Below are 15,128 nucleotides of genomic sequence, written 5' to 3'. Positions count from 1 at the left end.
TAATGAAGAGACTGGAAAAAGCATGCGCCATTTTGAATATGTCGTGTTTATTTCAAAAAACTTTTTATACATTTATCCCAAGTTTATGAGAAACCAGATAATTAATAGCGTCATTATTATTATTCCTCTACGGGAATGATACGGACTGCTATACTCATATATAAAGCCTGTATCGACATATTGATACAGGCTTTTTTTATGGTGTGATTTACATAGTTAAAAACAATGTAAATATTTGATAATCATAGTTTTAATTGGTTTTGAGTAAACTTGAATAACGTAAGTGAAAGTAAATTAGAATTTTTAAATAATAGATAGCAACTAGTTTTAACATTAAAATAGGAATACATTGAAAGAACTCAATCCATATAGTAAAGCCGTTACACAAGATCCAACGCAACCTGCTGCACAAGCAATGTTACATGCCATAGGATTAACAGAAGATGATTTTCAAAAACCCTTTGTAGGAATTGCAAGTACAGGGTACGAAGGAAATCCATGTAATATGCACCTTAATGCACTAGCCAAAGATATTAAAGAAGGCGTTCAACAGGCAGATTTAGTTGGATTGATCTATAACACTATTGGTGTTAGTGATGGCATTTCTATGGGAACACCTGGAATGCGTTTTTCATTACCAAGTCGAGATTTAATTGCAGACTCTATAGAAACGGTAGTACAAGCGATGAGTTATGATGCGCTGGTAACTGTAGTAGGATGTGACAAGAATATGCCTGGTGCATTAATGGCACAATTACGATTAGATCGCCCATCTATATTAGTATATGGAGGAACCATTGCTCCTGGATGTCATGAAGATAAAAAACTAGATGTGGTTTCTGCTTTTGAAGCTTGGGGAGAAAAAGTGGCAGGGACTATTACAGAAAAAGAATTTAAGACGGTTGTAAAAAAGGCATGCCCTGGCGCTGGCGCTTGTGGGGGTATGTATACTGCAAATACAATGGCATCTGCTATAGAAGCATTAGGGATGAGCTTACCATACACATCATCAAATCCAGCTATCAGCTCACATAAAACAGCCGAATGTGCCAGAGTAGGAAATGCATTAAGACATCTTATAGAACAAGATATTAAACCGTCAGATATTGTAACGATTAAATCGCTTGAGAATGCAATTCGGCTAGTGACCGTGTTAGGTGGGTCTACAAATGCTGTTTTGCATTTCTTAGCGATTGCAAAAGCTGCTCAAATCCCTTTTACATTAGATGATATCCAAAAAATAAGTGATACGACACCTTTTTTGGCAGATTTAAAACCAAGTGGAAAATACCTAATGGAAGATTTACATAAGGTAGGAGGTGTTCCAGCGGTACTTAAATATATGCTAGCACAAGGAATGCTGCATGGGGATTGTCTTACCGTTACAGGAAAAACATTAGCAGAAAACCTTGCTGATGTAGACCATTTGAAAGCACATCAAGATGTGATTCATCCTGTAGAAAATCCTATAAAGAGTACAGGACATATTCGCATTCTATATGGGAATCTTGCTACAGAAGGATCTGTTGCTAAAATTACGGGGAAGGAAGGAGTACGCTTTCGCGGAAGCGCACGTGTATTTAATTCAGAATTTGAAGCCAATGACGGTATCAGACAAGGGAAAGTCGTCGCAGGAGATGTCGTCGTCATACGCTATGAAGGACCAAAAGGAGGGCCAGGTATGCCAGAAATGCTTAAACCTACCGCTGCTATTATGGGCGCTGGATTAGGAAAAGAAGTTGCATTGATTACGGATGGTCGTTTTTCTGGAGGAACTCATGGCTTTGTGGTAGGGCATATCACACCAGAAGCACAAGAAGGAGGGACTATTGCTCTTGTAAAGGATGGAGATATCATTACGATTGATGCCGAAGCCAACACGATTTCAGTAGACATTAGCGAAGAAGAATTAACAACTAGAAAAGCGGCTTGGAAACAACCTCCATTGAAGGTACAACGAGGCACTTTATATAAATACGCAAAAACAGTTGCATCAGCATCAGAAGGCTGTGTAACAGATGAATTTTAAATAAAAATTCCCATAAGCTTCTCTTCAAGAGGGAGATGCTGGGGTGAGGGACAATTATGGAAACAAAAACAATAACGCAGACAACCACTAAAAAGCAAACCATCACAGGAAGCGAAGCTATTATTCATTGCTTACTGGCAGAAGGGGTCAATCTTATATATGGGTATCCAGGAGGCGCTATTATGCCTATGTATGACGAACTCTATAAGTTTCAAGATAAACTACAACATGTATTGACAAGACATGAACAAGGCGCAACACATGCAGCACAGGGATATGCGAGAGCTACAGGTAAAGTAGGAGTCGCAGTCGCAACATCTGGACCAGGTGCTACCAATCTAATTACAGGAATAGCAGATGCACAGATAGACAGTACACCTATGGTTTGTATTACTGGCCAAGTAGCTTCTCATTTGTTAGGAAGTGATGCTTTCCAAGAAACTGATATTATTGGTATTTCAACACCCGTTACCAAGTGGAATTATCAAGTAACAAAAGCATCTGAAATTCCTGAGGTACTTGCTAAAGCTTTCTATATTGCGCGAAGTGGTCGTCCAGGACCCGTACTTATCGATATTACAAAAGATGCACAGTTTGGTGAATTAGATTATGAGTATCAACCATGTACACATATACGTAGTTATACACCTACACCAGAAGTACAAGAAGAAGCACTCGATGCAGCAGCAGTACTTATAAATGCTGCTAAGAAACCTATGATTGTATGGGGACAAGGGGTTATTCTAGGAGAAGCAGAAGAAACATTTAAAACCTTTGTAGAAAAAACAGGCATTCCAGCTGCATGGACTATTCTAGGGGTATCAGCATTAGAAACAGACCATCCACTTAATGTCGGAATGGTGGGAATGCATGGGAATTATGCACCTAATATATTGACCAATGAATGTGATTTGTTAATTGCTATAGGAATGCGTTTTGATGATCGTGTTACAGGATCGTTAGATACCTATGCAACACAAGCTAAGGTCATCCATTTTGAAATAGACCCAGCCGAAGTAAATAAAAATGTATACGCAGATGTAGCAGTACTAGGAGATTGTAAAGAAAGTCTTTCTAAGATACTTTCTAAAGTAACGCCAAATGCACATACAGAATGGCACCAACGATTTAAAGATCTTTATAAGATAGAGTATGATAAGATTATTCAACATGATCTTACTCCAACAAAAGGAGGACTTACCATGGGGGAGGTACTTGACGGGATTAATAAAGAGACAAAAGGAGATGCAATTATTGTTTCAGACGTAGGACAACATCAAATGATTGCCTGTCGTTATGCTAAATTCAATACAACAAAAAGCAATATTACTTCTGGCGGACTCGGAACTATGGGATTTGCGCTTCCTGCAGCGATTGGAGCAAAAATGGGAAAACCAGAGCGCGAAGTAGTCGCTATTATAGGAGATGGTGGGTATCAAATGACAATTCAAGAACTGGGGACTATTTTCCAATCCAAAGTACCTGTAAAGATTGTAGTTCTAAATAATGAGTTTCTAGGAATGGTGCGCCAGTGGCAACAATTGTTTTTTGATAAACGATATGCTTCTACAGAAATGATCAATCCTGATTTTGTAGCTATCGCAAAAGGATATCATATTCAAGCACAAAAAGTAACTAAAAGAGAAGAACTAGCTGGAGCTATTAAAGAAATGATCGCGTGTCCAGATTCATACTTCCTAGAAGTGTGTGTAGAAAAAGAAGATAATGTATTTCCGATGATTCCTTCGGGAGCATCAGTATCTGATATACGACTGGAATAAAAGTCCCCTAACCCCCGAAAGGGGAATTATAAATAGAGTGTGACTCTACTTTTAAAAAAGATATAGTAGTGAAAATTTAAAAAGATTCCCGTCTTCACGGGAATGAAAAGAAAATTATGGAGAAAAAGACATACACCGTAAGTATTTATACCGAAAATAATATAGGGTTATTAAACCGTATTTCGGCTATTTTTCAACGTCGTCATATCAATGTAGAAAGCCTTTCTGCTTCAGAAAGTGAGATAGATGATGTGTTCAGATGGACATTGGTAGTACAAGTAACAGAAGCACAAATCAAAAAAATCATAGGGCAAATTGAGCGCCAGATCGAAGTCATTAAAGCCTATTATCATACGGATGAAGAAACCATCTTTACAGAAAGTGCTTTGTTTAAAATCAAATCAGATTTGCTTTTTGAAGAACGTCAGATTCAAAATATTATTAAAGAAAGCCATGCCCGAATCGTCACAGTAAATAAACAGTTTTTTGTACTGGAAAAATCAGGAATGCGCGCAGAAATTGAATTGCTGCATAGAGAGTTAAAACCTTTTGGAATTATGCAATTTGTCAGATCAGGACGTATTGCAGTTACAAAATCAGAAATGCCTATTTCTCAACTTTTAGGTTCATTAACTAAAGAAGAAGAATACGCTTTCAGCTAAGCTGAATTTTATACTGAACTTGTCGAAGTACGAAAGCGTAAATAGAAAATATAAAGTAAAAAAGATTATTAATTCTCTCCCTTTGGGAGAGATGTCCGAAGGACAGAGAGGGATTAGATCTCCGTCTTCACGGAGATGGAAAAATAAGATCATAAACACATGGAAAATTATTTCAACACATTATCATTAAGAGATCAATTAGCACAATTAGGAAAGTGCCGTTTTATGACAGCCGATGAGTTTTCTAAGGGCACAAAAGCCTTAGAAGGTAAAAAGATTGTCATTGTAGGTTGTGGTGCTCAAGGATTAAACCAAGGGCTAAATATGCGAGACAGCGGACTTGATATTTCGTATGCATTACGTCAAAGTGCGATAGACCAAAAACGTGCTTCATATCAAAATGCTACCAAACATGATTTTACGGTAGGTACCTATGAAGAATTGATACCAGATGCAGATGTGGTATTGAATTTAACGCCAGATAAACAACACACGGCTGTTGTAACGGCAGTAATGCCTTTTATGAAACAAGGAGCTACACTTTCATATTCTCACGGATTTAATATCGTAGAAGAAGGAATGAAAGTACGTGAAGATTTGACCGTGATCATGGTCGCGCCAAAATGCCCAGGATCTGAAGTGAGAGAAGAGTATCTACGTGGTTTTGGAGTTCCTACTTTAATAGCAGTACATCCAAATAATGATCCGCAAAGAAAAGGATTAGAACAAGCAAAAGCTTATGCTGTTGCCACAGGAGGACACAGAGCAGGCGTGTTAGAATCTTCGTTTGTCGCTGAGGTGAAAAGTGATCTTATGGGAGAGCAAACCATCCTTTGTGGCGTGTTACAAACAGGATCTATTTTGTGTTTTGATAAAATGGTTGAAAAAGGAATTGAGCCTTCCTATGCAGCAAAATTGATACAGTACGGATGGGAGACTATTACTGAAGCCTTAAAACATGGCGGTATCACAACCATGATGGATCGTTTGAGTAATCCAGCTAAGATCAAAGCATTTCAACTAGCATCTGAGTTAAAAACGATCATGCGTCCGCTTTTTGAAAAACATATGGATGATATTATCTCTGGACACTTTTCTAAAACCATGATGGAAGATTGGGCAGCAGATGATAAAAATCTATTGACATGGCGTGCCGCTACTGGTGAAACTGCTTTTGAAAAACAAGAAATTACAGGGGATCATATTTCAGAACAAACCTATTTTGATCAAGGTACGTTATTAGTCGCTTTTGTAAAAGCAGGAGTAGAGCTTGCTTTTGAAACGATGACAGCTGCTGGAATTATAGAAGATTCGGCGTATTATGAGTCGTTACATGAGACACCGCTTATTGCCAATACCATTGCGCGTAAAAAGCTTTTTGAAATGAATCGTATTATTTCTGATACGGCTGAGTATGGATGTTACTTATTTGATCACGCATGCAAGCCATTATTAGAAGACTTTATGACAACTATTGATGTAGATGTGGTGGGTACCGCTTTCGCGAAAACAAATAGCGTAGATAATCAAGAACTCATTGCTGTAAATGATGCAATCCGTAATCACCCAGTAGAACTAGTGGGTGCTCGATTACGTAAAGCCATGACCGCCATGAAAAAAGTAAAAACAGAAGAAACACCAGAAGCTGTGTTGAATTAAAATAAAAATAGCGTAGTGCTCTAAAATAGAACAATACTCTATTTTAGAATGATAAAGTTAATAAGAATGAGATTCCCACTGGAGTTTATGCTGAGCGTAGCCGAAGTGCGAGAATAAAAATGAAGACTTCCCTCCTAGAAAGGAGGGATTGAGGGAGGTGTTACTAGCATATTTTATAAAAGAACATTAAAACACATCCCTTAATCCCCTCTTTCTAGAGGGGAAACTCACAGATGTTAATGAAAATAGAAACCACATATTACCCTACGTTAGACGCGGTAAAAAAAGCTTCAGGGGCTATAAGAGAAGTCGTAACTCAAACACCATTGATGCAGAGTTTTACGTATTCTAAAAAATACGATGCTTCTGTGTTTTTAAAGCGAGAAGACTTACAGCAAGTACGATCTTATAAAATTAGAGGTGCGTACAACAAGATGAGTTCGCTGTCTCAAGAAGCAAAATCGAAAGGAATTGTATGTGCTAGTGCAGGCAATCATGCACAAGGCGTAGCGTTTGCTTGTGCAAAATTGGAGATACATGGTACCATTTATATGCCGATGCCTACCCCTTCTCAAAAGGTAGAACAAGTCAAGTTATTTGGAGGGGATTGGATCAAAGTCGTTTTAGAAGGGGATACATTTGATGACGCTTTCGCGAAAGCGAACACCTGTTGTTTAGAAGAGGGAAAAACCTTTGTACATCCTTTTGATGACGAAAAGATCATCGAAGGACAAGCCACCGTAGGTCTAGAAATTATAGAACAATCTACAACACCCTTAGATTATGTGTTTGTTCCTATAGGCGGCGGCGGACTCTCTGCTGGTTTAAGTACCGTATTTCATTTGTTGTCTCCCGATACAAAAGTTATAGGCGTCGAACCTGAAGGAGCGCCAGCTATGAAAAAATCTATAGAATATGATAAAAATACCACCTTATCTGATATAGACAAGTTTGTAGATGGAGCTGCAGTACAACGCGTAGGGGAGCGAAATTTCAAGATATGCAAACAGTTTTTAGATAGGGTGGTAACGGTACCAGAAGGCGAAGTATGTCAAACAATTTTAGATTTATATAATCGTGATGCTATTGTGGTAGAACCTGCAGGCGCATTGACATTAGCAGTGCTTGACCAATTTGCAGATGAAATCAAAGGAAAGCATATTGCTTGTGTGGTAAGCGGGAGTAATAATGATATTACCCGTACGGCAGAAATTAAAGAACGAGCCTTACTTCATAGAGGGTTGAAGCATTATTTTATTGTTCGTTTTCCACAGCGTGCCGGTGCTTTAAAAGAGTTTGTTGCTGAGGTCTTAGGACCAGATGATGATATTACACATTTTGAATATTCTAAACGAACGAGTAGGGAACAAGGACCTGCTGTCGTAGGGATTCAATTAAAACATGTAAAAGATTTAGAACCACTGGTAGATCGTATGCATGCACGTAAATTCTTTGGTGATTACCTTAATGATAAACCAGATTTGTTTCAGTTTTTGGTGTGATTCAATTATTTAATTCTAGATTTTTATTGAATTATATCCACTTTCCGATATTCATTGATTTTTTAGCAGCTTGCTTCATTTGCTGATAACTTTCTCCGTTAGAAAACTTACGTTTATAATGTGGCATGTCTTTATAGATTTTAGAATATGCCTTTCTATTATCTTCTTGCTCTTTTTCTAAAGCCTGCCAATATATTTCTTTTTCTATAATACGTTTTTTGAGATCGTCTAATAATTTGAGTGATTTAGAAACGTTGATTATTTTTTGAGAGATCGCTACTACAGGATCATCTAGTAATATAGTAATGAGTTTATGTTGCCCATTAATGTGTAACGAGGGTATTTGCTCAGCAATCTGTATTCGGTTTTTATAATGTCCTTTTTTTGCAACGACGATTAACCATTCTATACGTTGGGATAGTATCCATTTCTGTAAGATAAATGTAGGAATCTTAGCATAAAATAAACTGTATGTTATGTGTAATATGTACTTCAATGTATAGGTGTTATACCTTATTAGAGTACAAAACCTATACTTCGTTACATAACTATGGGTAAGAGGTCATTTTGATACGCTAATGTACATCTTATAGAAACTCAAATTAGTTGAGGTAAGCTTCTGTCTTGTCAGGTAAATCTATTGATTCATAAGTGTACTTATCGGTCCAAGTGAGTTTACAGACCGAAAACCCATTATATATTTCTTTAGGTATACAATCAAAAGATTTCAGAAATACGAGAAGTTTGTCCATACCTCCATATGGAAAACCTAATGGGGCAAAATCTACATGACCTGTTGTTGGATTAAGAATTCTTAAATCTATAAAATCTGCATCCAATCCAAATTCTAAGTAATTTACAAAAGAAGTGAAGTCTTCTTTCACTAGGTCTGATAGCGCATTTTCTTTTTTATAAAATCCATCTAGAAATTTTTTGACATATGTCGGTATGATCTCCTCCCAAAAATCTAGAGGTCTACTTTCTCCTTTAGGTTTAATTTCAAAAAGTACTTTATACACTTTCTTAAAAGCGTAATACTTTTCAGGATTTTTAATTTCAAATTGAATGTAAAGCATAAGCGTATTTAAAATAAAATATTATTTTAATCCTTTGAGAATTGTTGCTCCTTCGGGCACTTCGAGATATTCTTTTTTTGTTTCTGGTTGGAAAGATATGTTATCTACAGTAATCGTTGTGATATGTTCACCAGGAATTTCGCCTTCCAATAACCAGTGTGTGTGATATCCTGTACTTAGTGTAATTCCATCTACTTTTGTAGTACCTTGTAATTCCATAAATTTTTCAGGTAAGTGTTTCCCTTTTTCAAAATAACCAGGATATGATACGATATAACGAATGACTCCAAGGTTATGATCTTCTTTTCCAAAATATAAGACATAGTAATCATCGGGAGCATCACCAGTACCTTCTGCAAAACTCACTTTAATTACATCATACATTTTATCTTTAAATTCTTTGTCTTCTAATTGTTCCAGAATCACACCTTCTCCATCAAGTACGAAAGGTTGTGCTAGAAAGTAATAAGGTGTTAATGCCCAAAAACGAAGATTATAGGCAAAGGCAGTACTATCTGTTGTTTTTGCCCAAGCTTGAGAGCCATCCCATCCAAATTCTTGAGAGCGATCATCGTAATGTTGATGTCTTGCCGTATTACTCCACATATCTACCGTTTGGTAGGTATTGCGTCGCGTACTTCCGTCTAATGGTTTGTAATCAAAATGAAAAGCAATAGGTCCTTTAGCATACCAATTTGCAAGTCCTCCATGAGCTTCCATAGCATTCCATACTACTCTTCCTGCTGCTGAAGATTCTAATCTTTTTTTTGCGTTAGCTGTTCGTTCTGTAATCCAATTTTCAGGAACTTTAACAAGATGTGTCTGTACATCTTCTGTACTTTTTACTTCTGAAATAGTTGCTGTGTTTTCTTTTTTACAGCTAATTATGATAAATAATGTAAAAATATAAGTGAATGTCAGGATTGTTTTTTTCATAGTTCTCTTTATTATAACACTTTTTTAAAAGGAAGAACCTTCTTTTTATATTCTAAATGTACGTATTCAAAATCTTTTTTATTGATTCTTGTAATTTCTTGTGAATTGATGTTAAAACTAATTTTTGTCATGTATCTATTTGATACGTTAGAAAAATCAGATTCAATTTCCTGTGTGTCAGATGTTAATGTGTAGGGATTGTTATTACCTATAAGCACTAGTTTTGCCCCTCTCATTGTTTTAATATTAGTATTACTTAAAATAGTAACTTCTAAGAAGGTATATCCATTGAGTTCTTCAATTTCTATAATCACTTGTCCATATTGAGATGCTGCAATTTTAGTTCCAGTTATAGTTGTTATGATGTTTTCTGTGAAATCATCCACATGAAGACGTTCCATCGCTTTTATATTCCCAAAAGCAGCTAATACTGTATCAATTTTTTTAAACATATTTACCCATCAGATTATGGGTCTAAGCTACTTAAACTAAATAAAAAAAGCACCGATATGGTGCTTTTTTTATTTAGTTACTGAGGCAATTATTCTTCTTCGCCTGTTAATTCATCTTGATTTCTAAAGACAAGTATATCGTCAAATGCGTCTAAAAGAATAATACTATTTGTAGAGATTTTACCGCTCAATATTTCTTTTGATAATTGATTTAGTACTTCTCTTTGTATAGTTCTCTTTACAGGTCTAGCACCATACTCAGGCTGAAATCCTTTTTCAGCTAAGAAGTCAATAGCTTGTCGTGTTGAATCTAAAGTAATGCCTTGTTGATTAAGCATTTTTTTGACACTTCGTAATTGTAATTTTACAATATCACGAATATTTTTCTTGGTAAGCGGTGTAAACATGACGATATCATCAATACGATTTAAAAATTCAGGTCGTATAGACTGTTTCAATAAACCAAGAACGTCTACACGTGCAGCCTCTATTGCACTATCCATATCTTGAATTGCTTCAAAACGTTCTTTAATAATATGGCTTCCCATATTTGAAGTCATAATAACAATAGCATTTCTAAAGTCGGCAGTACGTCCTTTGTTATCTGTTAACCTACCTTCATCCAATACTTGTAAGAGTACATTGAAAGTGTCGGGATGTGCTTTTTCTATTTCGTCTAATAATATGACGGAGTAAGGTCTACGTCTTACAGCCTCTGTAAGCTGCCCTCCTTCATCATATCCCACATATCCTGGAGGCGCTCCAACAAGCCTGCTCACACTATGACTTTCTTGATACTCACTCATATCTATACGTGTCATTGCATTTTCGTCATCAAAAAGATAATCAGCTAATGCTTTTGCAAGTTCTGTTTTCCCAACCCCAGTCGTCCCTAGGAATAAAAAGGAGCCAATAGGTTTGCGTTGATCCTGTAATCCAGCACGACTACGTCTTACCGCATCACTTACTGCTATAATAGCCTCTTCTTGACCTACCACACGTTTATGTAACTCTTGCTCTAAATGAAGTAGCTTTTCACGCTCGCTTTGCAACATTTTTGTCACAGGAATTCCTGTCCATTTTGCGACTACTTCTGCAATATCTTCACTTGTCACTTCTTCTTTAATAAGTGCTGTTTCTTCGTGTGCGACTAATTCTTTTTGTAATGTCTCTAAGCGTTCTTGTGAATCTTTAATTTTACCATAGCGCAATTCTGCCACCAAACCATAATCACCATCTCTTTCAGCTTTTTCTGCTTCTAGTTTATAGTTTTCTATTTCTTGTTTTGTTGTTTGTACCTTTTCTACAGCTTCTTTCTCAGAGAGCCACTTCGCACTTATCGAATTTCGAGCTTCTTTCAATTCAGCTAATTCTAGATATAAGCTTTTTAATTTAACTTCATCTTTTTCACGTTTAATGGCTTCGACTTCAATCTCTAGTTGCATGACCTTACGATCTAAAACATCCAATTCTTCTGGTTTAGAATTGATTTCCATTCGTAGTTTTGCAGCCGCTTCATCCATAAGATCAATCGCTTTATCTGGAAGGAAACGACTCGTTATATAGCGTTGTGATAACTCTACTGCAGCGATGATGGCATCATCTTTTATACGTACTTTGTGATGCGTCTCATATTTATCTTTAATACCTCTTAAGATAGAAATGGCACTTTCTGTATCGGGTTCATCTACCAATACTTTTTGAAAACGGCGTTCAAGTGCTTTATCCTTTTCAAAATACTTTTGATACTCATCTAATGTTGTAGCTCCTATAGCACGTAATTCTCCACGCGCTAAAGCAGGTTTTAAAATGTTGGCAGCATCCATAGCGCCTTGACCACCTCCTGCACCTACTAGTGTGTGAATCTCATCTATAAAAAGAACAATATCTCCATCACTTGTGGTTACTTCTTTAATCACAGCCTTAAGGCGTTCTTCAAATTCTCCTTTAAACTTTGCACCAGCAATGAGTGCTCCCATGTCTAAAGCAAATATTTGCTTATTTGTTAAGTTTTCAGGGATATCACCATCTATAATACGGTGTGCTAATCCTTCTGCAATAGCTGTTTTTCCAGTGCCAGGTTCTCCTACAAGGATAGGGTTGTTTTTAGTACGTCTCGATAAGATTTGAAGAATACGACGTATTTCTTCATCTCGTCCTATAACTGGATCTAGCTTTCCATCTCTAGCAAGCTGATTTAAATTTTTCGCATACTTATTAAGTGCATTATAGGTCTCTTCTGCATTTTGAGAAGTTACTCGATCTCCTTTGCGAAGTTCTTCTATAGCAGCAGTTAATGCCTTTTCAGTAACGCCTTGGTCCTTTAGAATTTGTGCTATTTTACTTTTTGTTTTGAAAATGGCAAGAATGATATGTTCTATAGATACATATTCATCATTCATGTTTTTTGCAATAATTGCAGTGTCGTTTATGGCTTTTCCCGCTTCTCTAGAAAGTATCATATCTCCACCAGATACTTTAGAAAAACTAGCAAGTGTACTTTCTAAAATCTGTTTAAGTAACGGAATGTTTACATCTAGTTTTTGTAATAAAAAAGGTGTTACATTTTCATCTACTTCTAGGATAGCCTTAAAAATATGTTCGTTCTCAATTTGTTGATGTCCCAGCTCTTGCACAATTTGTTGTGCTTTCTGTATGACTTCTTGTGATTTTATTGTGAAATTATTGAAGTTCATAGCTTCTTAATGTTAGATATAGTTGTTTTTTGATTGATACTAGTCAATAGTTATTCCAAGATGATTAGGGCGACAAAATGGCGTGTTACACCTTGTTTTTAGTGACTTTTTGACGTGTTAATGTATTGATGTATAAAGTAGTTTGATGTTATATTTTAATGGGATAGTGGTTTTTTTTGCTTTCGCGAAAGCTTACTAAACCATAAACGACTATTTTTGTATAAAAATTCAGATATGGGCATATTTAATGGACTATTTGGCTCTAAAGAACCTCAAGAACCAAAACCAGAAATTCCTTGGCAACATCTTAGAGATATAAGTCAACTTAATAAAATCGAAAAAGATTCTAAAACAAAACCTGTTGCTATATATAAGCATTCTACAACCTGTGGCATCAGCCGAATGGTATTAAGACAGATAGAGTCTACCTATGATATAGATGCAAATCAAATGGATATTTATTACCTAGATTTAAAAGCATATCGTGATGTATCTAATGAAGTTGCTGCACGTTTTCAAGTGATTCATCAGAGTCCGCAAATGATTGTTATTAAAAATGGAACGGCGGTATATGCAGATAGCCATGGAGGCGTGAATGTTCCTGTATTGCATCAGTATCTGTAGTTTCAGATTACATAATTGAAAGATTCATAAACTTTCATAAAATAAATATCGTATTAATTCTCGATTGTGTTCGAACAAACATAATACAAGAACGGCTACTCAATTTGAGTAGCCTTTTTTTATTACAATATTTTTCTTAAAAACTAGAGTTGACGATAATAGATTTTAAGCGTTGTTTTAGATCTTCTCCTACGTCATATACCATTAAATAATCAGTATATATATCAAGTGAATCGCTAGTATTTATTATTGAAGTTTACTAGTCTTAATATATTACGGTATTCACGTAATTAATTGATATATTGTATGTTAATGTGATTTTATTTGAAATTTTCGGGTAATGAATCTTGTTATGAGACCCTTATAAGTATAAGGCGATACCCGAAAAGCCTACACTAAAAGAGTAGGGATTCTAACTAAATATCTTATCATATGAAAAAATCAATCTTTTTTTTAGTATTCGCATTTCTAGTATCCATGTCTGGATACTCACAATGTGAGGGAGATTGTGTCGATGTAGACATGAATTTTACTCCTGAAACAAATTACAACAACGCACATCCGGATTGGCAAACTTCTCACGGTTCACCTTCAGTAAATACAGGTAGTGTTTGGATGTGGTCTGCAAGTGGTGTAGGGGAAGGAATTAATTACCAATCTTATAATTTTGTAGCTGGGCAAGAGTATTGTATTTCCTTTGAAGCTACAACTGTAGTTAGAGGAGGTGGCTCAGCAAATGTTGATGCTTATTTTAGAGTAGCAGCAACTCAAGGGAATGTTATAGGAACTTTTGTTCCAAATGGAGGAGCCGCATTACCTGCTTTACCATCTCCAAGTGATGTCATTGCTAATGAGAACTGGAACGGAACTGCCCCGCCAAGTACAAGTATATACACATACACATTTACAGCTTCTGATAATTTTGACAATTTATGGATTCATCCTTTTTCACCTACTTTTCCAGTAGTAGAGTTTACATTACGAGATTTAAGAATTTGCCAAGTTTCTGATCCATGTGACGAAATTGGTTTCAATCTACAATTAAGTGAACAGAGTTCTGGCGCCACAGGAGTATCTATATTACCAACAGGAATTCCAGCTGGTGCTTCATCTAGTATGACTATTATAAAGAATGGGGTAAATGTTTACAGCGGACCTTTTATTAGTTATCTAGCAATGCCAGCGAATTATACTTTTTGTTTGAATGTAAGATTACCAGATGGTACTAGATGTAGAAAATGTTTTGATTTCTGTATAGGCGAATGGTCCGGTAGGAATAATAGTAACGGTGACGAAAAAGAAGGCGTTATTTCTACAAAGAGAAAGTTAAATACCTTATTTGAATTCCCTGATGAATTAAAGGAAAAAAGCATAGAAGGTGCTTTACTGAAGGATAGTATTCGTGTGTTCCCTAATCCAACTTCTGGTAAATTTATGATTGAAGTAGATAAGGATTTAGAAATAGCGAATGTTCAAGTTTACAATATAGCCTCAGGAAAGTCTGTAGGAAATTTGGATGTTAAAGCGAATAATATTCAAGTAGATATTTCTAAAGAAGCAACAGGTGTTTATAATGTTGCTATAGAATTAGTTAATGGAAGTACGATTCGTGAAAAAATAATCTTAAAGAAATAAAGTCCTTTAGTTTATTATAGTTGATACTTAATGAGGTTGATTTCTACCTTTAAAAAATAAATTCATTTTATTTGTT

At 35.9% G+C, this 15,128-nt stretch carries 12 protein-coding genes; 7 read left to right on the top strand and 5 right to left on the bottom strand.

Annotated elements, in window-relative coordinates:
* The first annotated feature begins 349 nt into the window (after window positions 1-349).
* From ilvD to ilvA, 5 genes are all read left to right on the top strand, one after another.
* Window positions 350-2,029: a dihydroxy-acid dehydratase gene (ilvD, locus tag Q1A60_RS11600; protein ID WP_299765750.1), complete on the top strand. Its 1,680-nt coding sequence runs from the start codon at window positions 350-352 to the stop codon at window positions 2,027-2,029.
* Between the two features lie 56 nt (window positions 2,030-2,085).
* Entirely contained in the window at window positions 2,086-3,810 is a 1,725-nt protein-coding gene (ilvB, locus tag Q1A60_RS11595) for a biosynthetic-type acetolactate synthase large subunit (protein WP_299765748.1), read from the top strand.
* Between the two features lie 116 nt (window positions 3,811-3,926).
* Window positions 3,927-4,472 carry an acetolactate synthase small subunit gene (gene ilvN, locus Q1A60_RS11590; protein ID WP_299765746.1) on the top strand — a complete coding sequence of 182 codons (546 nt, stop codon included), beginning with the start codon at window positions 3,927-3,929 and terminating at the stop codon, window positions 4,470-4,472.
* A gap of 159 nt (window positions 4,473-4,631) precedes the next feature.
* A complete protein-coding gene (gene ilvC / locus Q1A60_RS11585; RefSeq protein ID WP_299765743.1) occupies window positions 4,632-6,131 on the top strand; it encodes a ketol-acid reductoisomerase in 1,500 nt (499 codons plus the stop codon).
* Window positions 6,132-6,370: 239 nt separating this feature from the next.
* On the top strand, window positions 6,371-7,633 hold the full coding sequence (gene ilvA, locus Q1A60_RS11580; protein ID WP_299765741.1) for a threonine ammonia-lyase IlvA: 1,263 nt from the start codon (window positions 6,371-6,373) through the stop codon (window positions 7,631-7,633).
* Between the two features lie 31 nt (window positions 7,634-7,664).
* Here ilvA and Q1A60_RS11575 read toward each other — a convergent pair whose 3' ends face one another.
* The 5 genes from Q1A60_RS11575 to clpB all read right to left on the bottom strand — a co-directional run bounded on the left by Q1A60_RS11575 (window position 7,665) and on the right by clpB (window position 12,793).
* Window positions 7,665-8,129, bottom strand: coding sequence for a hypothetical protein (locus Q1A60_RS11575; protein ID WP_299765739.1), 465 nt, complete (start codon window positions 8,127-8,129; stop codon window positions 7,665-7,667).
* Between the two features lie 106 nt (window positions 8,130-8,235).
* Complete coding sequence (locus tag Q1A60_RS11570) at window positions 8,236-8,709, bottom strand: hypothetical protein (RefSeq protein ID WP_299765737.1); 474 nt, start codon at window positions 8,707-8,709, stop codon at window positions 8,236-8,238.
* A 21-nt stretch (window positions 8,710-8,730) separates the two neighbouring features.
* Entirely contained in the window at window positions 8,731-9,645 is a 915-nt protein-coding gene (locus Q1A60_RS11565; protein WP_299765735.1) for a DUF6503 family protein, read from the bottom strand.
* A gap of 11 nt (window positions 9,646-9,656) precedes the next feature.
* Window positions 9,657-10,097 (bottom strand): hypothetical protein, encoded by a 441-nt coding sequence (locus Q1A60_RS11560; protein ID WP_299765733.1) that lies wholly within the window; start codon window positions 10,095-10,097, stop codon window positions 9,657-9,659.
* A gap of 89 nt (window positions 10,098-10,186) precedes the next feature.
* Window positions 10,187-12,793 carry an ATP-dependent chaperone ClpB gene (clpB, locus tag Q1A60_RS11555; RefSeq protein WP_299765731.1) on the bottom strand — a complete coding sequence of 869 codons (2,607 nt, stop codon included), beginning with the start codon at window positions 12,791-12,793 and terminating at the stop codon, window positions 10,187-10,189.
* Between the two features lie 234 nt (window positions 12,794-13,027).
* On the opposite strand from clpB, the gene ytxJ reads away from it, so the two are divergent.
* Together ytxJ and Q1A60_RS11545 are read left to right on the top strand one after the other, a co-directional pair.
* Window positions 13,028-13,417, top strand: coding sequence for a bacillithiol system redox-active protein YtxJ (gene ytxJ / locus Q1A60_RS11550; protein ID WP_299765729.1), 390 nt, complete (start codon window positions 13,028-13,030; stop codon window positions 13,415-13,417).
* A gap of 432 nt (window positions 13,418-13,849) precedes the next feature.
* Window positions 13,850-15,052: a T9SS type A sorting domain-containing protein gene (locus Q1A60_RS11545; RefSeq protein WP_299765727.1), complete on the top strand. Its 1,203-nt coding sequence runs from the start codon at window positions 13,850-13,852 to the stop codon at window positions 15,050-15,052.
* Window positions 15,053-15,128: the final 76 nt, after the last annotated feature.

Source organism: uncultured Dokdonia sp., assembly GCF_947492535.1.
Classification (GTDB): Bacteria; Bacteroidota; Bacteroidia; order Flavobacteriales; family Flavobacteriaceae; genus Dokdonia.
Note: the sequence above shows the minus strand (reverse complement) of the source record. Positions and strands in the feature narration are given on the sequence as shown.